20 protein-coding genes are annotated in these 24,195 nt (G+C 63.5%); 3 read left to right on the top strand and 17 right to left on the bottom strand.

What is annotated here, in order from left to right; translation table 11 throughout:
- The first annotated feature begins 22 nt into the window (after positions 1-22).
- Positions 23-805: a gamma-glutamyl-gamma-aminobutyrate hydrolase family protein gene (locus AC6IZO_RS14410; protein WP_497805831.1), complete on the top strand. Its 783-nt coding sequence runs from the start codon at positions 23-25 to the stop codon at positions 803-805.
- Between the two features lie 96 nt (positions 806-901).
- Here AC6IZO_RS14410 and AC6IZO_RS14405 read toward each other — a convergent pair whose 3' ends face one another.
- From AC6IZO_RS14405 to AC6IZO_RS14345, 13 genes are all read right to left on the bottom strand, one after another.
- Positions 902-1,639, bottom strand: coding sequence for a DsbA family protein (locus AC6IZO_RS14405; protein ID WP_497805829.1), 738 nt, complete (start codon positions 1,637-1,639; stop codon positions 902-904).
- A 79-nt stretch (positions 1,640-1,718) separates the two neighbouring features.
- A complete protein-coding gene (locus AC6IZO_RS14400) occupies positions 1,719-2,321 on the bottom strand; it encodes a DsbA family protein (protein WP_497805827.1) in 603 nt (200 codons plus the stop codon).
- Positions 2,322-2,408: 87 nt separating this feature from the next.
- Positions 2,409-2,927, bottom strand: coding sequence for a hypothetical protein (locus AC6IZO_RS14395; protein WP_497805825.1), 519 nt, complete (start codon positions 2,925-2,927; stop codon positions 2,409-2,411).
- An 88-nt stretch (positions 2,928-3,015) separates the two neighbouring features.
- On the bottom strand, positions 3,016-4,524 hold the full coding sequence (locus tag AC6IZO_RS14390) for a glycosyltransferase family 39 protein (RefSeq protein ID WP_497805823.1): 1,509 nt from the start codon (positions 4,522-4,524) through the stop codon (positions 3,016-3,018).
- Between the two features lie 510 nt (positions 4,525-5,034).
- The gene (locus AC6IZO_RS14385; RefSeq protein ID WP_497805821.1) at positions 5,035-5,898 is read right to left on the bottom strand and encodes a hypothetical protein; all 864 of its coding nucleotides are present in this window, start codon (positions 5,896-5,898) and stop codon (positions 5,035-5,037) included.
- A gap of 164 nt (positions 5,899-6,062) precedes the next feature.
- Positions 6,063-6,383, bottom strand: a complete 321-nt coding sequence (locus AC6IZO_RS14380) for a hypothetical protein (RefSeq protein ID WP_497805819.1) — start codon at positions 6,381-6,383, stop codon at positions 6,063-6,065.
- Between the two features lie 67 nt (positions 6,384-6,450).
- Entirely contained in the window at positions 6,451-7,218 is a 768-nt protein-coding gene (locus tag AC6IZO_RS14375) for an SDR family NAD(P)-dependent oxidoreductase (RefSeq protein ID WP_497805817.1), read from the bottom strand.
- Positions 7,219-7,384: 166 nt separating this feature from the next.
- Positions 7,385-7,894: a redoxin domain-containing protein gene (locus AC6IZO_RS14370; protein ID WP_497805815.1), complete on the bottom strand. Its 510-nt coding sequence runs from the start codon at positions 7,892-7,894 to the stop codon at positions 7,385-7,387.
- A gap of 150 nt (positions 7,895-8,044) precedes the next feature.
- The gene (gene acnA / locus AC6IZO_RS14365) at positions 8,045-10,705 is read right to left on the bottom strand and encodes an aconitate hydratase AcnA (RefSeq protein ID WP_497805813.1); all 2,661 of its coding nucleotides are present in this window, start codon (positions 10,703-10,705) and stop codon (positions 8,045-8,047) included.
- 203 nt (positions 10,706-10,908) lie between these two features.
- Positions 10,909-11,547, bottom strand: coding sequence for a hypothetical protein (locus tag AC6IZO_RS14360; protein WP_497805811.1), 639 nt, complete (start codon positions 11,545-11,547; stop codon positions 10,909-10,911).
- Between the two features lie 69 nt (positions 11,548-11,616).
- A complete protein-coding gene (locus AC6IZO_RS14355; protein ID WP_497805809.1) occupies positions 11,617-12,576 on the bottom strand; it encodes a GNAT family N-acetyltransferase in 960 nt (319 codons plus the stop codon).
- Between the two features lie 216 nt (positions 12,577-12,792).
- Positions 12,793-13,686 carry a CAP domain-containing protein gene (locus AC6IZO_RS14350; RefSeq protein ID WP_497805807.1) on the bottom strand — a complete coding sequence of 298 codons (894 nt, stop codon included), beginning with the start codon at positions 13,684-13,686 and terminating at the stop codon, positions 12,793-12,795.
- 274 nt (positions 13,687-13,960) lie between these two features.
- Entirely contained in the window at positions 13,961-15,520 is a 1,560-nt protein-coding gene (locus AC6IZO_RS14345; protein WP_497805805.1) for an exosortase C-terminal domain/associated protein EpsI, read from the bottom strand.
- A 163-nt stretch (positions 15,521-15,683) separates the two neighbouring features.
- Between AC6IZO_RS14345 and AC6IZO_RS14340 the strand changes: the two genes are divergently transcribed.
- Both AC6IZO_RS14340 and AC6IZO_RS14335 read left to right on the top strand, forming a co-directional pair.
- A complete protein-coding gene (locus AC6IZO_RS14340; protein WP_497805803.1) occupies positions 15,684-17,969 on the top strand; it encodes an Ig domain-containing protein in 2,286 nt (761 codons plus the stop codon).
- Positions 17,956-18,906: a glycosyltransferase family 2 protein gene (locus AC6IZO_RS14335; protein WP_497805801.1), complete on the top strand. Its 951-nt coding sequence runs from the start codon at positions 17,956-17,958 to the stop codon at positions 18,904-18,906. Before AC6IZO_RS14340 ends, AC6IZO_RS14335 begins: the two co-directional genes overlap by 14 nt.
- Before the next feature lie 66 nt (positions 18,907-18,972).
- Here the strand turns inward: AC6IZO_RS14335 and AC6IZO_RS14330 are convergent, their stop codons facing one another.
- From AC6IZO_RS14330 to AC6IZO_RS14315, 4 genes are all read right to left on the bottom strand, one after another.
- Positions 18,973-20,517, bottom strand: coding sequence for a lipopolysaccharide biosynthesis protein (locus AC6IZO_RS14330; RefSeq protein ID WP_497805799.1), 1,545 nt, complete (start codon positions 20,515-20,517; stop codon positions 18,973-18,975).
- Positions 20,514-21,524: a glycosyltransferase gene (locus AC6IZO_RS14325; protein ID WP_497805797.1), complete on the bottom strand. Its 1,011-nt coding sequence runs from the start codon at positions 21,522-21,524 to the stop codon at positions 20,514-20,516. Before AC6IZO_RS14325 ends, AC6IZO_RS14330 begins: the two co-directional genes overlap by 4 nt.
- A 102-nt stretch (positions 21,525-21,626) precedes the next feature.
- Positions 21,627-22,973: an O-antigen ligase family protein gene (locus AC6IZO_RS14320; protein ID WP_497805795.1), complete on the bottom strand. Its 1,347-nt coding sequence runs from the start codon at positions 22,971-22,973 to the stop codon at positions 21,627-21,629.
- Complete coding sequence (locus tag AC6IZO_RS14315) at positions 22,970-24,181, bottom strand: glycosyltransferase family 4 protein (protein ID WP_497805793.1); 1,212 nt, start codon at positions 24,179-24,181, stop codon at positions 22,970-22,972. The genes AC6IZO_RS14320 and AC6IZO_RS14315 overlap by 4 nt, the downstream gene beginning before the upstream one ends.
- Positions 24,182-24,195 lie beyond the last annotated feature (14 nt).

Raw genomic sequence — 24,195 nt, 5'->3', positions numbered from 1 at the left:
CACTTTCCACCCGGAGCATCCGATGAAGCCGCGCATCGCCATTCCGCAGCCGAACTCCGACGCCAGCTACTCCGCGCGCGTGATGCCGCAATACGCCGGTGCCGTCGAGATGGCAGGCGGCGTCCCCGTGCAGATTCTGCTGAGTTCTTCCAACGAGGAAATTGCGCAGCTTGCCAAGAGTTGCCACGGAGTGCTGCTGCCCGGCTCGCATGCCGACGTGGACCCGCAGAAGTATGCGGCCACGCGCCACCCGAAGACCGCCGAAGCTGACCCGGCGCGCGACAATGCCGACGAACTGCTGCTGCAGGATGCATTCGTCATGCACAAGCCTGTCTTCGGTATCTGCTACGGGCTGCAAGCACTGAACGTGTGGCGCAACGGCTCGCTGGTGCAGCACATTGAAAGCCCGGTGAAGCATCGTCGCTTTGAGGGCGAGCCGCAGGAGACGGTGGTTGAGCACGCGGTTGAGGTTGAACCCGGCTCGCTGCTGGCGCAGACCGTAACGCCAGCGCTCGGGCCCGGAGCGGCGCTCACGCTCACCGCCAACTCTAGCCATCACCAGGCGGCAGCATGCGCCGGAGACGGCCTGCGCGTGGTGGCCCGCTCGCCGCAGGATGGCATCATCGAAGCCCTTGAAGGCACGCAGCCCGGCCACTGGGTGCTGGCCCTGCAATGGCACCCGGAGCGGACTTACAAGTCAGATGCCGTGTCGCGCGAACTGTTCCGCGCCTTTGTGCGAGCCGCCGCAGCCTGGCAGAAAAGAGCCTGCGAACACCACGAGGATTTCGAGTCGCTGCCCCGCTGAGTGGCGCCTGTCTTCAACCCTACGCCATCATCTTCCGCGCAATGCAAAAGGCACGGCCTAAACCGTGCCTTTGCTGTCTCATCCTGAGCTGAAATTCTACTTCTTGCCGTGCGGCGTGCCGATTGACTGCATGACCTGCTGCACCACCTTGGGCAAATCCTCGGGCTGGTCAAGCTCAACGTAACGCGGACCGGTGCTGGTGAAAGCCGCAACGTAGAGGGTCGGCGTCTGGTGGATGCCGATGGAACGCCCCAACTCGATGTCTGCGTTGATCTTGGCCTTCAGCGCGCCGCTTGGGTCGACGTACGTCGGAAGCTGCTGTCCGTGCTTGGCGGCAAAGCTGTCCGCCATTTCACGCAGGTTCAGCTTGGTGATGTTCGTCTGGTTCATAAAGATGTAGTGGCGGAACTCTTCGCCGAGCTGCGGCGAGACGGTGTCAAAGTAGCGCGCCATCAGGTGCGCATCGCCGCTCCAGGCATGATTTGGAATGACAAAATCATGCCGCACAACGGGGATGCGATAGGCCTGGGCGGTCTGCACAATCAGGTTCTCATTGCGGCCGCAGGACGGGCACTGCATGTCTTCAAAGACAATGATGGCGGCCTGTGCTCCCGCCGGGGGAACCAGTACACGCGCGGCGGCGGCCGGATCGAGTTGCACGGGAGGCAGCGCAGCGGCCTGTTGCGAAGCCCCGCCTGCAGCGCCAGCCGCAGCAGCTCCGCCAGCGGGCGGCTGGTTGCCAAACGCGCTCTCTTCCTTCTTTTTGCATCCGAACATGGCCAGCACAAGCATGGCCAACGCGGCCCACATCAGAGCCTTGCGAACACGAGTCATAAAGGTTGTTCTCCGCATGATTGCCTGTTTCTATGGTATCGCAAACGCCGCTCCGGCACCGCCGGCAGGCCGTTCCGTGCTATTTGGCGGCCACTTCCGCCTGGAGCTTTTCAATGATGTTGAACAGCGTTTCGCGGTCCACGCTCTCCACAAACGGCTGCGTAATCTTATCGGCGGTGATGACGTAGACCATCGGTGTGTGGTCTACGCCCGCGCGCTGCGCCACCCGGAAGTCCTCCATAAGAGACGCGGCAAACTTGCCATCGGGATCGACTTTTTCCGGCAATTGCAGATTGTGCTGGTCAGCAAAACGCTCAGCCATGCCGCGCAGGTTCGCCTTGGTGATGCTCGGCTGGTTGGCGTATACCCAGCGCCACCACTCCTCGTTCAGCTCCGGAGACTTCGACAGGAAGTAGCGCGCCAACACATGCGCGTCAAAGGCCCAGGCGTGCATGGCCAGCGGAAAATCTCGGCGCACGAGCGGGATGTTGTACTTGGCCACGGCCGCTTCCAGAATCGGCTCGGCATCGGCGCAGTCGGGACATTGCAGGTCCTCGAAGGCGATGATGGCGATCTTGGCGCCCTTGGGCAGCTTGAGCGTCGAGGTATCGATGGCGGCAGCCGATGCAGCGGCCATTGCCGCAAGAACGAGCAACACGAGTGAGGTGCGAAGTCGAGTCATGGGCGTCTCCGCGCGCGAACGCGCGTAGAGACATGGTACCTGAAGGCGGGTAACAAGAGTGGGTAGCGCCCGTTCTTTCACGCCTCGTCAACGCCGGTGATAGGTCATGGTGAACTCCGGCTTATCGGAGCCATCGTTGAAGACGGCGAAATCGTAGGCGTCTTCACCATTGCGCTTCACCGTCGAGTGCAGCTTCTCCACCCCCTTGGCGCTGGCGATGGTGAACTGCTGCGCCAGGTCACCATTGGTGACCACCGTGGAGCCTTCCGTGTACGCGCCGTCCGCCGAGGTGTAGAAGAAGCGCAGCTTCTGCTGCTGCGGGTCCCAGACGTAGATGCCGTGGTAGTGCGCCTCGCCGTTGAAGCGCGTAATGAAGCTAATGGCCGTGCCGGTCGGCGCCCAGCGGATCTCATTGTCGATGGTGAACAGCTTGCCTTCGCGCGTGGTGAACTCCGCGTGCCAGGTGCCGTGGGTCATCCAGTCGAGAGCCTCCAGGTGTGGCTCGTGCCTGGGCGCTGCGGCCTCCGGGGTGGGCTTGTTCTGCGCGGTGGCGTAGAGGGTGAGGGCGGCCAGCAGGGCGAGGACGAACAGGCTTCGCTTTAGCATCCGGCCATTCTGCGGGCGCGGTTGCGGAGTGTCAATTGCGAAGCAGTGGTGGAGTGCTGTTTCCCACGACGAGTGAATGAGCCGCCGCTCAGTGCCAGTGCTTCACCTTTGGCCACAAAGCCTGCATGGAGCCGAGCTTGAGTCCGCGGCACAGATAGACGGGGATTTCGCTCTCCAGCGCCCAGGGGTTGGGCGCGCTGACGGTCACCAATTCCACATGCTCGAACAGTGTCTCCAGCTTCTCGCGCGAGTCGTCGAGAACGATCATGCAGTTGCCTGAATACTGGCGCGGCCCCCACAGAAAGTAGGTGCGGTCTCCGCTGATGGCCTGCGGCAGCCCGTTGGCCCGGCCGAAGAAATCGATGGCGCCAGCCTGTCCGTAGTCCTGCGCGAAGATGGCACAATCGGCGCGTTCAGCCTCCGGCAGGCGACGCCACGCCACCGCCGTGGCATCGGCAATTTCCGGAAAGCCAAACTGATCGGCGTACCACTGCGGCAGCGCGGCGCGCGCATGTGCATGCTCATTGACCGGAAGCTTGAAGGGCAACTGCCGCGCGTAGGCAAGGAAGCCTTCCGGCGAAAAGAGCGGCACGGTGATGGGCAGGCAGTACACACCTGTCGCCAGCAGAAGCCCCGCGAATGACCAGCGCAGCCAGCGCCAACGGTATTCCACAAGCCAGCCTTCGAGCGCGACGCAACCCACAGCGATGAGCATGGGATAGATGGGCGCGAGGTAGTAGGCCTTGGCGTGCTGCGCGAACATTGCCGTGTAACAGAACAGGAAGCTCCCGCCAAGGAAGCGCAACTGGCGGAAGCCCGGCACGAACAGCAGCGCACAGATTCCGGCGAGCCAGATGAGACCGCCGAGGAAGCCGGTCTCCAAAAGCTGCGAGACAAAGAACGCCACCGGCCCGAGCACAACGTCGCGATGCTCGGCGCGGATGTTGCCGATCAGCTCAACGAATGGCCAGTGATTCTGCACGTTCCAGAGCAGGTTCGGCAGAAAGACGACGAACGCCGCCAACACGCCCAGCCACAGCCAGCGCGTGGCCAATGCGCGCCGCTCGGTGGTGAGCAGCAGCCCCGCGATGATGCCCACGCCCAGCAGCAGAATGGAATACTTGTTCTGCATGCCCAGGCCGAGCATGAGGCCCGCCCACACCCAGTACACCGGCCGCTCGCGCCGTATGGCCAGCATGGCAAACCAGGCAGTGGCCAGCCAGAAGGTCGGCTCCAGGCAGTTGGTGCCGAGCAGGCTGCCGTTGGAGCTGTACTGCGGGGCCAGCGCAACGGTCAGCGCCGCCAGCAGAATGGCCCACGCGCGTCCGCCGAGCTCACGCACAAAGGCCGCCGTTTGCACCACCAGCAACGAGCTAGCAATGGCGGGCATCAGGCGGATCGAACGCAGCGAGTCACCGAACAACTGCCGCGTGATGTGCACGAGGAATGGCACCATCGGCGGCTGATCCACGTAGCCCCATTGCAGACGGTCGCCGCAGGCCATGTAGCCCAGTTCGTCGCGGAAATAGCCGTAGGAGCGGTTGAAATACAGGTGCAGGAGAAAGACCGCGGCGGCCACGGCCCAGGCCGTCGCCATTCCGTCGTGCCACGCTCGTGTGCGGCTCTGCATCGCGGTTCCTGCTCGAAACTAGGCTTGCCGGTTCTGCGCGGCGCGCGCGTACCGGACTTGTTGCAGGAGATTCTAAGGGAGTGGAGCGCACGACGGGAGGGAAAAGAAAAACCGGCGCGTTTCTCCCCCGAGAATTGTGCGCCGGTTCTCAGTTCTCCAACGAACGGAGAACATGGCCGCTCATCTACCCCTTGCGGGGCGGCCTAAACTCAATGTGCTGCCGCAGCGGACGGAGCTGGTTATCTACGCATCCGCGCGACGAGCCGGGCTGTGCCCTACGGCATGTATCGGCACATTTGGCTCTGCTTCCAACTTGCCCTGAGACGCGTTGGATTACAACGGAAAAGCACGCGGAGCGGGATTACTTGGAAGGTACTCCGTAGAAAACCGCTGGAAAATGCAGATATCGAAGAGCCGCGTCTCGAAATTCCGGAACGCGGCTGCCTGTGGAATTCATGTGGAAGTTTCGGATGGCGGTTACTTCTTCTTCGGGTTGTAGACCTTCGGGTCGTAGGTGGTGTGCACCTCGAAGAGTTTTTCATCGACCGGCGTGTTGTACTGCACGTCGCTGATGAAGCGCTGGCTCACCATCCAGTCGTCCTTCTTCCGCACAATGCTGTAAGGCGTCATGATGCCGTCGATCTTCTTGAAGTTCGAGTACAACTCGCTGTCGAGCACCTTGTAGTTGTATTCGTCGCGGTAGGTGAAGCTGCGCGCCACCAGCAGGTGCGTGTTGGTGTCGATGGAGAAGGTCACCGATTCACCTGCGGCGTTGAGCAGCGTCACCTGCTCCACCATGTGCTGGTCCACGATGGCGCTGCCGGTGTAGAGCACCACGGTCTTCGGGTCCGGCCACCACGCGCGCAGCACCACCTCCGGTGAGTGCGCGCGGCGGCGCAGAAAGTCCGCGAGCGTCTTCGCGTCCTCGTCGGCCGTGCCCTTGTAGCTGACCTCGTAGCCCTTGTCGCCGGTGTGCACGTAGGCGATCCAACTCTTGTTGTGGATGTCTGTGCCGATGATGATGTTCCACGCCGAGTCCGAGGTGAGCGCCACCTGCACGCGGTCCTTGTCCGGATACTGCCAGACGCGCGCGAACAGCCACGACATGTCACGCGGTTGCCCCTGGTAGAAGCTCGACGTGCGGCCCTTCTGCGTCAGGCTGGAATAGCTGAGGAACTTCTCGCCGCCCATGGTGTCGATCATCTGCCGCATGAGCGCGCGGGCCTTGGCCACGCCGGGGTCGGCTTCTGGCGCGGGAGCGACCTGCGCCGCGAGCGATTGAGCGGTGAAGGCAAGCGCGAGGAGAAGCGCAAGGCGAGCAAAATGGCGGTTCATAGTCATCGGTGTGAGCATTCCGCTGGCTTCCAGCATATGCCAGCCGGGCACAGGCGGGCGAGCCGAAATGCGTCCGAAGGATGCAGGCACGCGCTCCGGAGGCGGATCGCCCGGTGAAACATTAGACGTGCGATGCGCCGGATGGATACATGCGCGGGTTTCTGCGCAAACTACGCTTGCCCGAGACGCTCCAGGAAGGTCTGCGCCTCGGCGGGCCAGGCGCCCATGCGGACCGGAAAGTCCCAGCTATCCCAGTGGCCAAAGTATTCGATGCAGGCAGCCAGCGCGAGGCGGATCAACTCTCTCTGCTCGCCATCAAGGGGCACGTCAAATTCGCGTGGCAGGTCCTCTTCCAGCCGCGGCGCAAGCTCGCCGCGCAGGCTTCGTATGGACTCCAGCCGCGAGGCAAGCTCTGGCGCATCAATGGCGCCGCTCACCACCTCGGTCAGTGAGTTCACCGCGAGTTTGAATTCCGTCTTCTTGAACCGCACAACAACTCCCCTGGCCCAAACAATGGTTGAAAACAGCCGCGCTTCTGCCCACGCGGCAACAGAACCGCTACCCCACCAGCACAGCACCGCCGTTGACGTTGAAGATCTCTCCGGTGATGAAGCCGGCGTGGCGCGTGCACAGAAAGACAACTGGCCCGGCAATCTCTTCGGGCTTGCCCACGCGGCGCAGCGGAATCACCTGCAGAATCTTCTCCTGCGTCTCGCGCAGCTTCAGCACCGGCGCGGACATTTCCGTCTCCACCCAACCGGGCGCGACGGCGTTCACGCGGATGCCCGCCGAGGCCAGCTCCGTCGAAAGCCCTTTGACCATGCTGATGATGGCGCCCTTGCTGGCGGCATAATCGCAATGGAAGGCCTCGCCCCGCTGACCTGCCGTGGAGCTGATCATCACAATGCTGCCGCCCTCACCCTGCGACTTCATCTGCGCCACCGCGTGCTTCACCAGAAGAAAAGCGGAATCCAGGTTGGTGGAGAGCGTGGTGCGCCACTGCTTCTCCGTCATGCTCTCGATTGGCTGATCGTGCGGAGGCCACACGCCGTGGTTCACCACCAGCGCGTCCAGCCCGCCAAAACGCTCCACGGCCGAGGCAATCAGCGTCTCTTCCTCGCCATGCCCGGTCAGCTCGGCCTGCACGGCGCAAACCCGGTTCTCCCCCAGCTCGCGCACCAGCTTTTCGGCCCGGTCAGCCGCCTTGTGATAGCTGAAGACCACGCTGGCGCCCGCGCCGGCAAACAACCGCACGCAGGCGGCGCCGATACCACGGGAGCCTCCCGTGACCAGCACAACCTTGCCGTTCATTTCCCCATCGAGCATAGCGGTAGATTCTCCGTATATTAGGCTGCGAACTTCCCGAAGGAAGCCACTGGCAACTGCATTGGGATTACGAAAGTTCCTACCAAAATTGAACACGAACGGGCCGCGATGCAGAAAGACCCGCCCATACGGCGGGTCCATCTCAAATCAAACTTCTGCGCTCGCGCTAAACTCCGGCACGCTCCTGCTGCGCCTCGTGCACATGGGCCAGTGCCTCAAACAACTCCTCATTCGGCGGCTGCTCGCCAATGTGGTAGAGCTTTGCCCAAGCGATGCGGCCTTCCTTGTCGATGATAAAGATGGCGCGCTCGCTCATGCCCGGAACCGGAGGTCCCTCGCGCAGAACGCCATAGCTGGCGGCAACTTCCCCGTGCGGGAAAAAGTCGCAGCCGAGCGGAAACTCGAGCAGGCCAATCTCTTGCTTGACCCAGGCCAGGTGGCAGTAGGGGGAATCCACGCTCATGCCCACGACCTGGGCATCGTAACGGGCAAAACGCTCGAGTTCAGCGTTGTAGCCCGGCATCTGAGCGGTTCACACCGGAGTCCAATCGAGCGGATAAAAGACGAGCACGACGTTCTTCTGGCCGCGATAATCGGCCAGCTTCACCCTCGTCCTCAAGTCGCCCAGCACCGCCGGAACATCAAATTCCGGGGCCAGTTCGCCTGCCTGCAACATGGTGCCTCCCTGATTCGCTCGTGATTTTACAGGGCTGGAGCGGCAAGAACAAGGCATGGATTCCCGTGCAAATTGCGCCATCCTCCGCGCAAAGGAAAAGGCGCGGCCAGCAAGCCGCGCCTCTCCGTCAAACACTTCTGCGACCTTGAATTACACCAACTGACGCACCACGTACTGCAGGATTCCACCATGTTGGTAGTAGAGAACTTCCTGCGGTGTGTCGATGCGCGCGGTGGCCGTGAACTCCTTGGTGGAGCCATCGGCGGCCGTCGCGCGAACCTTTACGGTCTTGCCCGGAGCGAAATTCGCCAGCAGCTCCGGCACGCCCAGCACCTCGTAGCTCTCCTCGCCGGTCAGCCCCAGCGTGTCCGGCTCTTCGCCGGGCAGGAATTGCAGCGGCAGAATGCCCATACCCACCAGGTTTGAGCGGTGTATGCGCTCAAAGCTCTCGGCAATGACGGCGCGCACGCCCAGCAGGCGCGGCCCCTTGGCGGCCCAGTCACGCGAACTGCCCGAGCCGTACTCCTTGCCCGCCAGGATGATGACCGGCACGCCCTCGGCCTTGTACTGCATGGCCGCGTCGTAGATGGTCAGCTCCTTGTTGCTCGGAACATGCCGCGTGTAGCCGCCCTCAATCTGCGGGACCAGCTTGTTGCGGATGCGTGTGTTGGCGAAGGTGCCGCGCATCATCACCTCGTGGTTGCCGCGGCGCGAGCCATAGCTGTTGAAGTCCGCCGGAGCCACGCCATGCTCGATGAGGTATTTTCCCGCCGGTGAATCCTTCTTGATGTTGCCGGCCGGGGAGATGTGGTCGGTGGTCACCGAGTGGCCCAACCGCGCCAGCACGCGCGCACCCTTGATCTCCGTGACCGTGCCCGGTTCACGCGTCATGCCCTCAAAGTACGGAGGGTTCTGAATGTAGGTCGACTTCGCGTCCCAGCCATAGGTGCTGCCACCGCCCGAGGGCAGCGCCTGCCAGCGCTGATCGCCCTTGAGCACGTCGGCATAGGTGGCGCGGAACATCTCGGCCGAGATGCTGGCGTTCATCGCCTCATTCACTTCCTTCTGCGTCGGCCAGATGTCGCGCAGGTAGACCGGGCCGTTCGAGCCCTGGCCCAGCGGCTCGCTGCTCATGTCAATCATCTTGCCGGCGAGCGCGTAGGCCACCACCAGTGGCGGCGACATGAGGTAGTTGGCGCGGACATCGCCATTGATGCGCCCCTCAAAGTTGCGGTTGCCGCTGAGCACGCTGCACACCACCAGATCGTTCTGGTTGACGGCGTCACTGACAGCCTGCGGCAGCGGGCCGCTGTTGCCGATACAGGTGGTACAGCCGTAACCGACAAGGTTGAACTTCAGCTTGTCGAGGTAAGGCGTGAGACCAGCCTTCGCCAGGTACTCGGTCACAACCTTTGAGCCCGGCGCGAGCGAAGTCTTCACCCACTCGGGCGTTGAGAGGCCCTTTTCCACGGCCTTCTTTGCCAGCAGTCCGGCGGCAATCAGCACGCTCGGGTTGCTGGTGTTGGTGCAGCTTGTGATGGCGGCGATGACGACGCTGCCATGCCCGAGATTGCCGTTCGGAGCGGCATCGGCGGCGGTCTTTGCGCCTGGCTTCAGCAGTCCGGGCAGCGCCTCGCGGAACGAGGCCTTCGCGTTGCTCAGCGGCACGCGGTCCTGCGGACGCTTCGGCCCGGCAATGCTCGGCTCAATCTGCGACAGATCGATGTGCAGCACGTCGCTATACTCTGGCTCCGGCGTGGAGTCGGTATGGAACAGGCCCTGCTCGCGGTAGTAGGCCTCGACGAGCGCAATCTGTTCCTCACTGCGGCCGGTGAGGCGCAGGTAGTTCAACGTCTCATTATCGACCGGGAAGAAGCCGCAGGTGGCGCCGTACTCGGGCGCCATGTTGGCGATGGTGGCGCGGTCGGCCAGCGGCAGCGTGTGCAGGCCGGGGCCGAAGTATTCCACAAACTTGCCGACCACGCCCTTCTTGCGCAGAGCTTCGGTCACGGTCAGCACCAGGTCGGTGGCGGTGGAGCCTTCGCGCAGCTTGCCGGTAAAGCGCACGCCCACCACTTGCGGAATCAGCATGGAAACCGATTGGCCCAGCATGGCAGCCTCGGCCTCAATGCCGCCAACGCCCCAGCCGAGTACGCCCAGCCCGTTGACCATTGTGGTATGCGAATCGGTGCCCACCAGCGTGTCCGGATACGCCTGCGCCTTGCCGTTGGTCTCCTTCACGAAGACGACGCGCGCCAGATATTCAATGTTGACCTGGTGGCAGATGCCGGTCTCGGGCGGCACAATGGCGAAGTTGCGGAAGGCGTCCTGCCCCCAGCGCAGGAAGGCGTAGCGCTCCTTATTGCGTTGGAATTCGAGCGCCGAATTCAGGTCGAAGGCGTTCGAGGTGCCGAACTCATCCACCTGCACCGAGTGGTCGATGACCAGCTCGGCCGGTTGCAGCGGATTGATCTTCGTCGGGTCGCCCTTGAGCGCGGTAATGGCATCGCGCATGGCCGCCAGATCGACCACGGCCGGCACGCCGGTAAAGTCCTGCATGAGCACGCGGCTGGGCATGAAGGCGATTTCGTCCGTGGGCTTGGCCTGCGGCGTCCAGGCGGCGAGCGCCTTTACCATGGCCGCGGTGACGGAGAGGCCGTCCTCGCGGCGCAGCAGATTTTCCGCCAGCACACGCAACGAGAAGGGCAGCTTCTCAGGCTTGGCGCCGAGTGCGGTCAGCGCGCTGATCTTGTAGATTGCGTATTCCTTGTTTCCGACGCGGAGAGTGGAGCGACTGCCAAAGCTGTTCATAGGCCGCCTTTAGCGAATTGAAAAATTGCTGTAAGAAGACTGTCCGCGGCACGGCGCGGCACCCCGCCGCGCGCTGCGCTGCTCCAGCCGGGCTGCATGCCTGGGGCGAGCGCCCGCCGGCAGCGCCACGGAGACACCACAGTATAAACGTGACAGGGCCATCTGTTCAGATGCTTTCTACGAGGCGGAAGATGAAGATTCCGCTATGGGGCCGGCTCATTGCGAGAACTCCGCCGTAGATAGAAGCAGGTGTCATCGCGGAAGGCCGCAGGATCCTGCGCCGCCAGGTGCAGCAGCGGTTGCAGCTCCTCCGTATGGCCCACAAGAATCGCTGCGTCGTCGGCCTTGTTTGCTTCTTCCGTCGCTGTGCCTGGCTTTACCGCGCCCAGGTGCAGGTGCTTGGCCTCAATCTGCTTCCGAATCCACTGGGAGCTGAGCGGACAAAACGAGATGACGCCATCGCGGGTGGTCACCGCGTACAACATATGGGTGTCCCCCTCCTGCGTGTGCATCATTATCTGGCCGTCGAATTCCGCCACCCAGAGGTGCAACGGCGTTTCCGAGGGCGGCTCGGCATCAGCGGGCTGTCCCGCCTTCCTTACCGTGGCCATCCACATGGAGCGCCCATCCGCATCGGCACGGACTTCCACCTGACTGCTGGACAGGGCATCGACGGCGTTCTCGTGCAGCGCCCATTGACCCAGTAGAAATTCCTCGACGCGGCAGTATTCAGGGTCGAAGAAAGGATGCTCAGCCGCCGCCGGGCAACCGCCGAGAAGCAGCAGGGCCGCGCCGGATAGAGCAAACACGAGTTGCCGGAAGATTCGCAGGAAAGATTGCATAGAACAGCCCGACGGCAGATAACGCCGGAACGATACTGCCGCCCGGTGCGAAAGGCAAGCGCCTTGCCGCTAGCGCACGAGGGCGCTCAACACCCGCCCCAGAGCAGGGCTTCGTCGCTCCAATCGCTTCAATTGCTCGTAGACAGCGCGTGCGCTCCGCGCCAGCGGCGAGTAGCACTTGTTCCAGCGATGCGTGGCCACCAGTCGGGCGCCGAAGGCGTTGTTGAAGCGTCCGTAGCCACTCATGTCATAGACCGCCAGCCCCATGTCGGCGGCCCGGCACATCAGCCCCCAGTGCAGCAGATCGTTCGGGTGCTGGCCGCGGCCCACCATCTCGCTGGAGCAATCCCACAAATAGACCGTTCCGTTGTCCCACGGAAACAGCCCGGCTGCGACGGTTTGCCCTTCGAGGTTGCGCACGCCCAAGGTAAACACGCGATCAATTGGCTTCAAATGCCGGACAATGGCCTCGGGAAACTCCTGCGTGAACGGGCAGGCAGCGCCTTTGCTGGCCAGCGAGCGCGAGAGCTGCTCGTAGACAAGGGTTCCGGCCTCCGGGCAGTCGAAGACTTCCAGCTCATGGCGTTCGGCGCGGCGGATACCGTACTTGCGCCCGTTCGACATGCGCGACATCATCTGGCGACGGTCGCGAGAGAGCGGCATGCGGTTCGTCCACGTCTGGTGGCAGTGAAACCCGGCGGCTTCGTAGGCGGCGTGCGTCATTGAGGGGTACTCAATCTCCAGCATCGCCAGCCGCTCTTCTTTGGCCAACTCGTCCAGCGCGTGTACAAACTCCGCGGCGCTCACACCCTCTTCCAGCACCGGCCCCAGATTGGTGGTGTGCCAGGTGCGCAGCGGACTCCCCAGAATGCGAAACGGGCCGCGCTCCATCAGACCGCCGCTGAAGTAGCCCACCGTGCGCCCGGAATCGGTGACCCGCCAGTACTTCCACGCGACGCCGTGGACCTGCTCGAGGCAGTGAAACCACGCCTGACGGTGGAAGACCGTCCGGTGCGGAAACTCTGCCACCAGCGAATCCCACTTCCCGATTTGTTCTGCACTGAGCGGTTCGAGCCGGAGCGACATGAGAGCTGAAAACTTCCGCTGCCGGTGATTGGCGCGTCAGCCTCTAACGTGGCGCGCACAGCCTGCCCCCGGCAGAAATTCACAGAAATTATGGACGATGAATCGGCATTTGCGGAAATGAAATGGCCGAAAAGTGGTCCGAAAGAGTGTCCGGAGTGGTTACCGGCGAGCCAGCGTGCGGCTGTCGTCGAACATTACAATGCTGACCCAGAACAGGCCTGTGGGGTAACGCGCGGTGCGGGCAAAACGCACACTCACCGCGTAGCTGGAAGCTCCGCGGAAGGCAGCCAGCCGCGCCACGGTGGCGGGAATCTCTTCCGGATTGACGGTAGCATAGGAGGCCGTCAGGCGGGCGCCGGGCAACGTTAGCGGCAGGTGGCTGTCAGGAGCTTCACGCTGCACCATCTGGTCCACCAGGGGATTCAACTGCGCATCGTCCACCAGCGGCAGGCTGGGCAGACCGGAGTCGCTCCGCAACTGGGCAAAGCGCTCAGCCACATGCTGCGCCGCCGACACATCGCTCAGGTCTTCCATGCGATGCGCAAAGTCTTCCACCACGTAAAGCACGCCGCCCTGATTGACGACCGCAATGCCCACGGCGTCGTAGGAGGCGTTCATCATGTTTTCGAGGTGACGGGCGGAGTTGGCAAAGGCTTCGTGCGCGCCCTCAGCGGTCACGTCATAGACCACGTTTTCACTGGCGGCGTCGAAGCGCGCCTCGCGGGTCTTCAGTCGTTCCACCAGATCGGGCTCGCCGGCAAACTGGTGCGAAAGGCGTCCCTCAACCGTCATGCGATCGGCATGATCGCGCGCCGCCTGTGCCAGCTTGGCGTCCCACTGCAAGGACTTCAACCCGGCCTTGGCGCGGTCGCGATTGATAAGGTCCAGCAAACGCTGCTGCGCGGGCTCGGCCGCAACCATCGTGTGAGGAATGCTCAAGGTTGCCGACACCGGTGCAACACGCACATCAAACTCCGGCATGGCGTCCGGAGCCCCGGGTTGCGGGTCCGCGCCAGCGAAGAGTCCGAAGATGAGTGCCAATGCCAGTAACACGACGTAACCTCTGTTCCACCTTGCTGTGGAAATCATCGGTCCACGCCATTTCGGCCACAAATTACCTAGGTAACGTGGCGACCAGAGCGAATTACTCAGGTAACTCAATAAATGGTTACATCGGGCCAATACACAAGCTAGCAATAGCCAAACTAAAGGAGTTGCAGAGCTTAGAGAGATTCGGAGATTGGAGAATGAGAGGCAGGAAGGTACTCAAACGCGAATCTGAGGTACTAGTCCACTAGGACAATGTCCTGAATTGTAAGAGAACGACTTACTGAGGAATAACCTCTCTCAGGCTGCTGTCCATGGTCTGCGCGAATGACAACGCGAATTCGGAGGCCTGAGCCTCGCTGCCAGCAACCGGAACGGTCACGCGCACCAGCGCCGAGTCGGTCCGGTTCAAGCGCATGGCGTCCAGCATGGTGTAGAGCTTGGCACGGTACTCGCTGGCCACAACGCGCCCGTGCGACTGGTACCAGTAGAGGACGATGAAGCGGCGCCCCTGATGCTCCACCACAAATTGATTCAGCTCCGCCGGCTGCCCGCCAAGCACAACCGGAATGCGACGCGAGCTGAGCGGCGTCCACCCGGCACCGGGCAGGCAGTTACGCGGAGAATGCACGGAGTCCCCCGCGCGCTGGCTGCCGTAGTAGCCAATGTAGAGCGAGACGTCGCCCGTTACGGGCTTGCTGTAGATGCGGTTCAGGTAGGCGTCGACGTGGGAGTAGGCCACGAGCCTCGGCGCAATCGGGATGTCGATGGAGTTCCACCCGGCAATTTCCGCAGGCAACCGGCTGAGTTGCGCGCGCGGGGCCGGAGCCTCACGCCGTGCGAAGCCATACTCAACGCCGACAGCGGCCACCAGCACCAGCAGCGCCACCAGCAAATGCGTTGACCGCAGCGTGAACTTGCCAATCAACGGGTGCGTCGGTTCGGCCGTTCCGCCAGAAGCGTTGACGTCCGCCGCAGGCCACACAGCAGTGATGGCGGCGTGCGCCAACACCAGCAGCAGCAGGGAGAACAGGAACAGAAGGATGCCGGAGAGTGTGTGCGCCCAGCCTTCCACGGAGCTGGCACCGGCCAGCTCGGCCGAGAGCGCGGCAAAGACCACGCGCGCCGCATTGCCGGCCACAGCAATCGGCACCACCAGCACGCAGAGCAGCCAGCGCACAGGATTGCGCTTCTCCGTTAGGTAAGCGTAGGCGGCGGCCAGCGTCAGCAGGGAGAGCAGTGAGCGTATGCCGCTGCACGCCTCCGCCACCTCGAGCGTCGCGGAGGGCAGCACCAGCAGGTTGCCCTGGCGCTCCACCGGAAACAGGTGCATCAGATGCAGTACGGCAGTAGCCAGTTGCGCCGCCAGAGTCTGGAGCGGGACCACGATCTGGTAGTAGATGACGCCGGGCAGCGGGATCATCAACAGCAGGAAGGCCAGCGGAAAGGCCGCCGCGCGCACCAGCCGCCAACCGAAGAACCACGCCAGCAGTCCGACTACGACGCCGATGAGCGAAATGCGTTGCAGAAACAACTCGGCACCAAAGTTGCCGACAAACAGCACGACCAGCGAAAGCACCAGCAGCAACGCGCCGGACAGCGACGGCCTGCCCGCCACCTCGCGCAGCTGGCTGCGGCGCTGCCACGCGACCCAGGCGCTGAAGACCGGCACTAGGAAGCCGTGCGAGTAGTCCAGCTCATTCCACCATTGCTGCGCCAGCGCAGTAAGCACCGGCGCATAGAGCACGGCCACGGCCAGCACCACGGCGGCGCACAGCCAGCGGCTCGCGGAGCAGGTGGCGCCCTCTGTTGCACGGCCCGGGATGAGTGGTTCGGCCATCGTTCGAGTGAGTTTTGCTGGCAGCACACAGTCTGCCAGATGCCGCGCACGGTGGCGAACAATTCGCCCGGTATGAACCGGGTACCTGCCAGGTACTCCGGCGGTTACCGATGAGGCGACCACACCAAATCAGCGGCGGTGAAATGCGCGCGGATGCTGGATAATGTTCGGTCGGGAACCGCTCATCATGATCGCCTCCCATACCGTGAAGGCTCGTGCGTCAAAACTCACCCTGTTGCTGGCGGTGGCGCTGCTCATGCTTGGCGGCTGCACGCGCTGGTTACCTGCCTCTGCGCGCGGCTGGTTCGCGCTGCGCATTGTGACCTCGGGCGCGCTGCCCGCAGGCAAACAGAACACTGCGTATTCTGCGCGGCTCAATGTGGAAGGCGGACAGGCGCCTTTCCATTGGGCGCTCACCGGAGGCTTCCTGCCCGCAGGGCTGACGATGGCCGGGGACGGCACCATCAGCGGCACACCGGAGGTTCCGGGCGAATACTGGCTGGACCTTGCGGTGCGTGACTCTTCGAGCACGCCGCGCACGGGCAGCACCTCGGTCGTGCTGCGCGTTTACTCCTCCGGGCTGGCCATCCTCACCTCAAGCTCCGAACTGCCTTGGGGACGTGTGGGTAGCGCATATTCCGCACGCCTGGTGGCCGGAGGCGCGGCCATTCCCTTCACTTGGAAAGATGCGGGCGGATTGCCCGCTGGCATGGCGATGAACGCGCGCGGCGTGCTCTCCGGCGCGCCCACCGAGGCTGGCGACTTTCACTTCACGGCCGAGGTGGTAAACCTGAGCGGAGCCCGCGCCCGCCGCACGTTCACCCTGCACGTAAGCCCCGCGCGGGTGGACCACTTTGGCGGCGTGATTGGCGCAATGAAAGCGCCGCCCACAGGGCATTGGACGAAAGCAAAGTTCGGCAACCGCTGGGTGCTGGTGACCCCGGAGGGCCATCCGTTCTTCATGCTCGGCGTGTGGTTTGTTGCCGGAGACAGCCACAAGGACGAGCGCGCTGCGAGCTATGACGACCGCAGCCGCGAAAAATATGGCCGCGAAGCCTTCCGCTGGCTGCAGGCCAACCGCCGCCTGCACGCATGGGGCTTCAACGCCATTGGCCCGTACAGCTACCGCATGATGCTACCCACGGATTCCGAACCCGAGTGGCAGGGCGCGGACCAGCCGGTGAAGATGCCGTTCGTCTGGATTGCACGCGACCCGTCGATCACCGGACGCAAGGAAGGTGTCTTCAAGAATCTCTACGCCGGCGTGGACGAAAGCAACCATGCGCTGCGCGATCAGGGCGGCGCAAACTTTCCGGACGTCTTTGATCCCGCGTGGGTGCGCAACACGCATGAGTTGTTTGCTAAAGACCGCGAGTTGATCGAGATGGCGAAGTCACCCTACCTCATCGGTGTCTTCTCCGACGACACAGACTACCTCTCCGGCTTTGGCCCCGGCCCCGAGTTCACCTCGCAGCCCGAAGGCAAGACGCACGTGCACCTTGGCTACCTGGCGCTGGTGACCGCGCCCACGCAGCAGACAAACAAGGACGGCAACGGACGCTACGCCGATACAACGGTCTATACCAAGCGGCGGCTGCGCGACTTCCTGCGCGAGAAGTACGGCAGCATCGACCGCCTGAACGCCGCATGGCAGGCAAACTACTCCACCTTTGACAGCGACGGCGGATGGCCGAAAGGCAGCGGGCTGCTCGATGAGAGCGGCCGCGCGGCGCATGCATGGCTTGGCTCGGGAGATCCGGCGCTGCCGCCTGCGGCACACGCAAACGCCAACCTCACGCGCGACCTCGACGAGTTTCTCTACCTGATTGCGAGGCAGTTCTTCTCCACGGAGAAGGATGCTTTCCGTGCTGTGGCACCGAACACGCTGTTCTTTGGCCCCACAACAGTGGGTGGTTGGTGGGCACCGGCACGCGCTCCCATCTACCGCGCCGCCGGGGAATCGCTTGACCTCATCAGCCTGAGCACAGACGCCAGCCAGCCGCAGGTGGACTACGTGTTGCACGCCGCTGGCGACGTGCCGCTGATGATCTGGGAGGGAACGGTGGGCAACGCCGACTCCAGCCGTTGGCGCACGCCCAAGGACAAGGACGGAGCTTCGCGCTGGTTCACGCAGACGCAGGCGGAGCGTGCCGCGCGTTACCGCGAAGATGTCACTCACCTGTATGAGGCTCAGGCGTCCAACGGGCAGCACCCCTTCGTCGGACACCTGTGGTGGGCCTGGGGAGACAGCATTCCGGAGGACCGCAACTGGGGACTGATCTCTCCCATGGATAATGCCTACGACGGTGTGGAGGCAGGCCGCACGCACGGCTTCGATCCGTGGGGCTTCCCCTTCGGCGGCGAAGAGCGCAACTACGGCAACTTCCTGGGGCCGGTACGGGCCATCAATTTCTCCATCAGCGAGCGACTGGCAAATGAACAGCACTGACGCGGCGGTGACCAACACAGCAAGGCCAACCCTGTCCGTGCTGATTCCAACGCTGAACCGCCCAGACGATCTCGAGGCCGCCATTCGCACGGTGCTGGAGCAGTCCGTGCTGCCGCAACAGTTGATCGTTATTGACCAGAGCCGCATGGATGAAAGTGAACGGCGCGTGCACGCGATGCTTGCGGCGCACCCCGAACAAGCCCGGACCATCGAGCTGCTCTACGTGCGCGACACAAAGATCACGGGGCTGGCGCAGGCCCGCAACGTCGGCCTGGCAAAGAATCGCTGCGAGGTCTTTCTGTTTCTGGATGACGACGTGGAGCTGGAGCCGGACTTCATCGAGCAACTGCTGCGCGGCTATGCGTGCCACCCGCAATTGACGGGGCTCTCCGGCATCATCACCAACTACAAAACCGGACGGCTGGTGGACCGGCTGTGGCACGGAACATTTATGCGCGGGCCATTCCGCGACGACCGCCAGTCGATTTATCACCGGGCCAACCAGTTGCGTGGCGATGGCATCATCGAGGTCAGCCGTCTTGGCGGCGGTTTGATGAGCTTCCGCACGGCTGCTGTCGGCGACGTGCTATTTGATGAGCATCTGCGTGGCAGCGCCGAGGGTGAGGACGTTGATTTCTGCCTGCAACTTCCTGCGGGCACGCAACTGGCAATTGATCCCAACGCCCGGCTGGTGCACAAGGCCAGCCCCGCTGCCCGCGCCGACGAGCACTGGATTGCCGCCGTGGTGCGTGGCAACAGCTTTCTCTATTACAAGAACTGGCGGCGTGGACCGGTCAGCCGCGCGGCCTTTGCGTGGCTGATGACCGGCTTCTCTCTGCTGGCGCTGCTCTCCTGTGCCAAGCGGCGTTCGCTTGCCCCTTGGCGAGCCATGCTGCGCGCGAAAGACTACGGCCGCGAAGTTGCCGGCGGTCGATAGGTTTCCCCGATTGTTCTTCTATTCGCGCCTGTGGTCGCGATACTCGAGGCGGGCCTCACGAAGACTTCAGCGGCGCGGCAGCACGCGATTGAGCAGCTGCGTGCGTTCTTCCGCGCGAAGCACAATCACCCAAGCCAGCAGCAGGAAGAGCGCCGACTGCCACGCCACACTCAGGGCCAGCCACCACACGCTGTAGGCATGCTGCCACGTGCGCGCTGCGGCGCAGACACACAGAACCACGGCCGCGACCAGTACGGGCCTCAGCAAAGCCTCCCGCAGGTAGTGGCCGACAGGCAGGCCGATGGTTCGCGTGGCGTACCACGGCTGCAATACAAGCTGCACGCAAATCATCGGAGCCGCGGTGCCGAGCGCAATGCCAACGAGTCCGTAACGCTGGCCCCAGTAAACGCTGAGCGCCAGATTGGCAGCGCCTTCTCCCAGGTTCCACCAGCCGCGCAGATGGTGCTTACCTTGCGCCAGCAGCAGGTCTACCGAGGGCTGCTGCGCCAGCATGAGCACATAACCGGCAAGCAGAATGAGCATGAGCTGATAAGAGCTCGCGAAGGCCGAGCCGACCCAGAGGCGAATGAGGCCGTCGCCGTTCAACAACAGAATGCAACCGACAAAGAGGCTCAGCAGGGCGCTCATGCGCGTGGCGTGCAGGAAGCGCGCAGTCAGCGCCGGCTGATCGTGGCGTCCGGCGGCTTCATTCATTGTTCCTGCCAGCGGGCTTGCCAGCGACATGCCAAGCTCGCGGTAAAGCACCATGATGCGTCCCGGAATGACGAATGGCGTGATGGCCGCAACGCCAAGCAGGCGGCCGATGACAACCGAATCCACAAAGAAGCGGAGCTGGTCTCCGAGTGTGGCAAGGAACGCGCCACCGCTGAAGTTCAGCAGTTCACGCACGCGCGCGCGGCTGAAGTTGTGCGTCGCCACGCGCAGGCCGGGGTCAGCCACCCACACCAGCCGCAGCGCCACCAGCAACGAGAGCACGGCGCAGGTCAGCGTGACTGCGCCGACCGCAAGCACCCCGCCGCCCAGCCGCAGCGCCACCACAATGAGCACCGCGCGCAGAACCCCGGCCGCAGCGTTGTTCAGGTTGTAGAAGTCGAAGCGACGGAAGGCGCACAGATACGTTCCGAGAAATTGTGCGAGGAACGCCGATGCCACCGCGCCGCCGCACAGCACCAGCAGAATGCGAAACGTTGCGCGTTCTTCGAGCGGCAGGCCGAAGAAGTGCGGCAGAACCGCCATGCCCGCCAGCGCCAGAAGCAGGATGCAACTGGCTGACGCACAGGCCAGCGCCATGCCGGAGACGAAGGTGCGGTCCAGCTCATCACGGTCGCCCGCGCCCAGTGAGCGCGAAATGAAACGGAACAGCGCCGTGCGCATGCCGAAGTCGAGCAGCCAGCAGGAATCCAGCACCGACGACACCAGCATGTAGAGGCCGAAATAGAGGTTGCCCAGCCCGTGAACGAGGATCGGCGTGAGCACCACCGAGAGCACGGCGTTGGTGCCAAGCCCGGCCCAGTTGGCGAAGACGCTGCGCATGGTCGAGGGCTTGGCCGCCGCCACGGGCCGCTGTGCGGTGCTCTGCGTCGCGCTCATCGCACGTGCTCCTGCGCGCGACGCGCAGCCACCGCGGCATCCACGCGCTGGAAGACTTCGCGGAAGAACTGCTCCGGGGCAAAGCGGCTGGCTTCGTTCGCGGCCGCCGCTCCAAGCCGGCTCGCCAGTTCGTGATCCTGCATCAGCCGTACGATTGCCGCGCGCAGCGCGTCGGCGTCACCGCCGGGCACCAGCAGGCCCGTGCGCCCGGCTTCGAGATAGGCCTTGTATTCCGCCGGGCCGGCGAGGATGACCGGCTTGCCGAGCGCCATAGCGTTGGCGGTCAGCGTGTGACCGGCCGGATGGATGTCGTCTTTGAAAACCGGTACTACCACCACGGCGGAGGCAGCCAGCAGACGGTAGAACTCTTCGTGCGCGACGGCCCGGATGCTCACCGTGGGCGGCACCGCGACACCGCGCAGGGCGTTTGCATCCTGCGTGCAGATCACAGCCTCATACGGCGTGCCGCGCAAAGCCTCGATCAGCGTGCGATAGTCGCGCGCCGTGTTGCCGCCGGAAAAGATGTAACTTCCCTCGCGAATTTCAGGACGCGGATCTTCCAGCGAGTGATGGAAGGGCACGAACTGGAAGAGCCCCGGGGGCACACGGAGCGCGTGCGCAAAGCGCTCGGCCTCCTCCGGGCTGGCATGGGCGAAGATTGCATTGAGCGCCGGCGCGGCCAGCCGCATTTCCAGCCGCTTCAACCACATTGTCACCCGCCCCGGACTTGCCGCCCATGGAAAATCGATCATCACATGCGGCCTGCGCTGCGAGGGGCGGCGCAACAGCGTTTGCAGCATGGCGAAGAAGATGCCGCAGTGCTCGGCGCCGGTCACCACCGCGTCATACTTCCGGCTGGCGCGGAACAGCCGCCACGCCCACACGATGCTGCGGAGATAGCTCAGATTGGCACGCTCGTAGGCTTCATACCAGCCAGGCAGCAGCGTCGTGCGCGCCGTCCATGCCGGGTGGAAGCGCTTGTGGTGCGTGGTGAGAATGGTGGGCATCGTCGCTGAAGCGCACGTCTGCGCGCGCGCTCCATCCTGTTCCCGAATTGTGCCCGTGTGCGCCATTCGCCTTCTTAAACTCTTGTTTCCTTGCTGCGTTGATCAATGCCGCGTAAGCCAGTTGCCCACGCGAATAGGAGCACGTTCACCCGCTTCTGCGGAAGGTGTATCTGCCGCAATCGTGCCGCCCTCCATCGCAGGCTCCAGCGCAGTAGCAGGAGAAGTAGCTTCGACCGCCACGGGTTGAGGTTCCTCCGCCGCGCGTGCCTGCTGCGCCAACTCCGCCAGCAGCGGCGGCAGGCATGCGGAGATGAAGACGGCAAACCAGAACAGCTTGTCATGCTTGGCGGAAAGAAACATTGCCGAAGCGACAAAACCAACGACGCCCGCGCTCATGGCGCGCGTCACCGTGTCCAGATACTCATTGCCCAACGCGCGCGCGATCTGTCCGGATTGCCGGAAGCTGTAAAGACTGAAGCCGATGACCGCAAGGAACGTCAGCAGACCGACGCCACCCAGTTCCACTGCGGCTTCCAGGTAGGTGTTGTGCGGCACCACAAAATCAAGCTCTACGTTCGGCGGCAGGTAGCTGTGCATGTACTTGGGAAAGTTGAACAACCCCACGCCGAAAACGGGATGATCGGCCATGATGCCGAACGACGCGCTCCACAGTTGCAGCCGGATGTTGCTTGATTCCTTGTCGCTCTCAGTCGGCTTCAGCAGGCGGTCCAGCGGCGAGCTTGGCATGGCGAGGCAGATGGCGACGATGGCCACCATCACGCCCACGGCCGCAATGCGTTGGCTCCAGCGGCGGAATAGCACCAGCATCATGCAGGCCAGCCCGATGAAGCCTCCGCGAGACGATGCCAGCACGAACGAGATGGCCGTCAACGCCAGGCAGCCGAGCACCATCGCGCGCTGCCATGTGCGCCCGGCAATCAGCTTCATGCTGATCATGAGCGGCAGCACCACCAGCGCCGAGGCGCAATACATGTTTGGATCGCCGGCCACCCACCCCGGACGGTAGCCCGGTCCGTAGACGCGCACCGCTCCCACCCATTCGCGGATGAGGAACAGAGAAACGATGCCCATCGAAGCCACCAGCGCCAGCATCACGTTCTTCAGCTTCTGCTCGTCGTCCACCAGGATCATCACGATCAGGAAGAACAGCAGTTGCGAGAAAAAGACGCCGATCACGTCCTTCAACACAAACGGATCGGCTGTGAATGCGTAGGAGAGGACGGCGATGACCACGTAGACGACAAATGCGATGGCCTGCGGAGTGGCAAACAGTGCGGGCAGGCTTCTCCGGCGCGGAAGGTAGGCGAGCGCGTATAGCAGGCACGCGGCGCCCAGCAGCTTCTCCAGTGACAGCCCGCCGACTTCTTTGCCCAGGAGCCCCCAGTCAACGAACGGCAGCGTCAGCACGAGGATGTAGAGAAGAATCATCGCGCGCGGCTCCCGCTTGCCGCCGTGGCTTCCTGCGGCTGTAGCCACTCGCGCAAGGTCACGCGCAATGCCGGAATGCTGTAGCGGGCCTCGACCGCAGCGCGTGCAGCTTTGCCCATTGCACGCGCCCGCTCCGGATCATTCAGCAGCAGCGCCACTGCCTCGGCGAATGCATGGGGCTCGTCGGCCAGCAGAATTTCACGGCCATGCTCCAGTTCAAGTCCCTCGGCGCCCAGCGTGGTGGAGACCACCGGCTTCGACATCGCCGCTGCCTCCAGAATCTTCAACCGCGTGCCGCTGCCGATGCGTAGTGGCACCACGCACACCGAGGCCTTGTCAAAGTAAGGCCGCAGGTCGACTACGCTGCCCGTAAAGCTGACGTCGGGAAACGGCGCGTAGCGCTGCATCATCTCCTGCGAAGGATTGCGTCCGGCGATGACCACGTGCGCGGTCGGCGCCAGTTGCCGCAACCGGGGCAGAATGTCACACACAAGGTATTCCGCGCCGTCCTGGTTGGGCAGCCAGTCCATGGCGCCCACAAAGAGCAGCATCTGGTCGTCGGGCATCGGACGCGCTGTGTACTTCTCCACGTCAATGACGTTCGGCACCACAACAGTACGCGCCTGCGGCGCCAGCTCGTGCACGAGTTCGCCGTCGCGCGTGCTGCACACGGCCACCGCCTGCGCTCGTTCGCACACCTCTGTTTCCAGCCGCTCAATCTTGCGCGCCTCCATTGCGGCGTAGAGCTTCTTGAGCGGATTGCGCTCGCTCCGTGCATACTGACGCACAATGCGGCAGGTGATGTCGTGCTTGTTCAGCAGCACGGGCACTTCGCACGGCACAGGCAGATTGCCCGCCATGTAAATGTCGTCGCAGATGACCGCGTCAAACTTGTGCACGGAGACTTCATGTTGCACGCGCGCGCTCATCTCCGTGGTGCTCAAGCGCAGCGCTCCGTACGGACGGGGGTTGAAGATGGCGCGCAGACGGGCAGTCGGCAAGTTCACCGGCTCGGGGACGTAGTAGCACTCGCGGCAGAGCTTGGCCATCGCCTCGTCAGGGGCAAGCATCTCGTCCTCGCTGGCGTAGGTCACCACGGTCACGTCGTGGCCTTCCAGCACGAGCGCCTGCAACAGGCTGCGATTGCGCACCCTGTGACCGGCTGTGGCCGGCAGCGGCGGAGACAGCAGCATCACCAGCAGCTTCATCGCCCGCCCTCGAA

The organism is Oryzophilus luti (assembly GCF_059726245.1).
The sequence above is the reverse complement of the archived record's forward strand: the minus strand, read 5'-3'. Positions and strand labels throughout refer to the sequence as shown.

Bases quoted from the DNA above. Each gene is read 5' to 3' on its own strand.
- AC6IZO_RS14330 (WP_497805799.1), bottom strand. From the start codon at position 20,517: ATGAGCGCGACGCAGAGCACCGCACAGCGGCCCGTGGCGGCGGCCAAG.
- AC6IZO_RS14405 (WP_497805829.1), bottom strand. From the start codon at position 1,639: ATGACTCGTGTTCGCAAGGCTCTGATGTGGGCCGCGTTGGCCATGCTT.
- AC6IZO_RS14360 (WP_497805811.1), bottom strand. From the start codon at position 11,547: ATGCAATCTTTCCTGCGAATCTTCCGGCAACTCGTGTTTGCTCTATCC.
- AC6IZO_RS14375 (WP_497805817.1), bottom strand. From the start codon at position 7,218: ATGCTCGATGGGGAAATGAACGGCAAGGTTGTGCTGGTCACGGGAGGC.
- AC6IZO_RS14315 (WP_497805793.1), bottom strand. From the start codon at position 24,181: ATGAAGCTGCTGGTGATGCTGCTGTCTCCGCCGCTGCCGGCCACAGCC.
- AC6IZO_RS14345 (WP_497805805.1), bottom strand. From the start codon at position 15,520: ATGGCCGAACCACTCATCCCGGGCCGTGCAACAGAGGGCGCCACCTGC.
- AC6IZO_RS14340 (WP_497805803.1), top strand. From the start codon at position 15,684: ATGTTCGGTCGGGAACCGCTCATCATGATCGCCTCCCATACCGTGAAG.
- AC6IZO_RS14320 (WP_497805795.1), bottom strand. From the start codon at position 22,973: ATGATTCTTCTCTACATCCTCGTGCTGACGCTGCCGTTCGTTGACTGG.
- AC6IZO_RS14335 (WP_497805801.1), top strand. From the start codon at position 17,956: ATGAACAGCACTGACGCGGCGGTGACCAACACAGCAAGGCCAACCCTG.
- AC6IZO_RS14395 (WP_497805825.1), bottom strand. From the start codon at position 2,927: ATGCTAAAGCGAAGCCTGTTCGTCCTCGCCCTGCTGGCCGCCCTCACC.
- AC6IZO_RS14390 (WP_497805823.1), bottom strand. From the start codon at position 4,524: ATGGCGACGGCCTGGGCCGTGGCCGCCGCGGTCTTTCTCCTGCACCTG.
- acnA (WP_497805813.1), bottom strand. From the start codon at position 10,705: ATGAACAGCTTTGGCAGTCGCTCCACTCTCCGCGTCGGAAACAAGGAA.
- AC6IZO_RS14410 (WP_497805831.1), top strand. From the start codon at position 23: ATGAAGCCGCGCATCGCCATTCCGCAGCCGAACTCCGACGCCAGCTAC.
- AC6IZO_RS14325 (WP_497805797.1), bottom strand. From the start codon at position 21,524: ATGCCCACCATTCTCACCACGCACCACAAGCGCTTCCACCCGGCATGG.
- AC6IZO_RS14385 (WP_497805821.1), bottom strand. From the start codon at position 5,898: ATGACTATGAACCGCCATTTTGCTCGCCTTGCGCTTCTCCTCGCGCTT.
- AC6IZO_RS14400 (WP_497805827.1), bottom strand. From the start codon at position 2,321: ATGACTCGACTTCGCACCTCACTCGTGTTGCTCGTTCTTGCGGCAATG.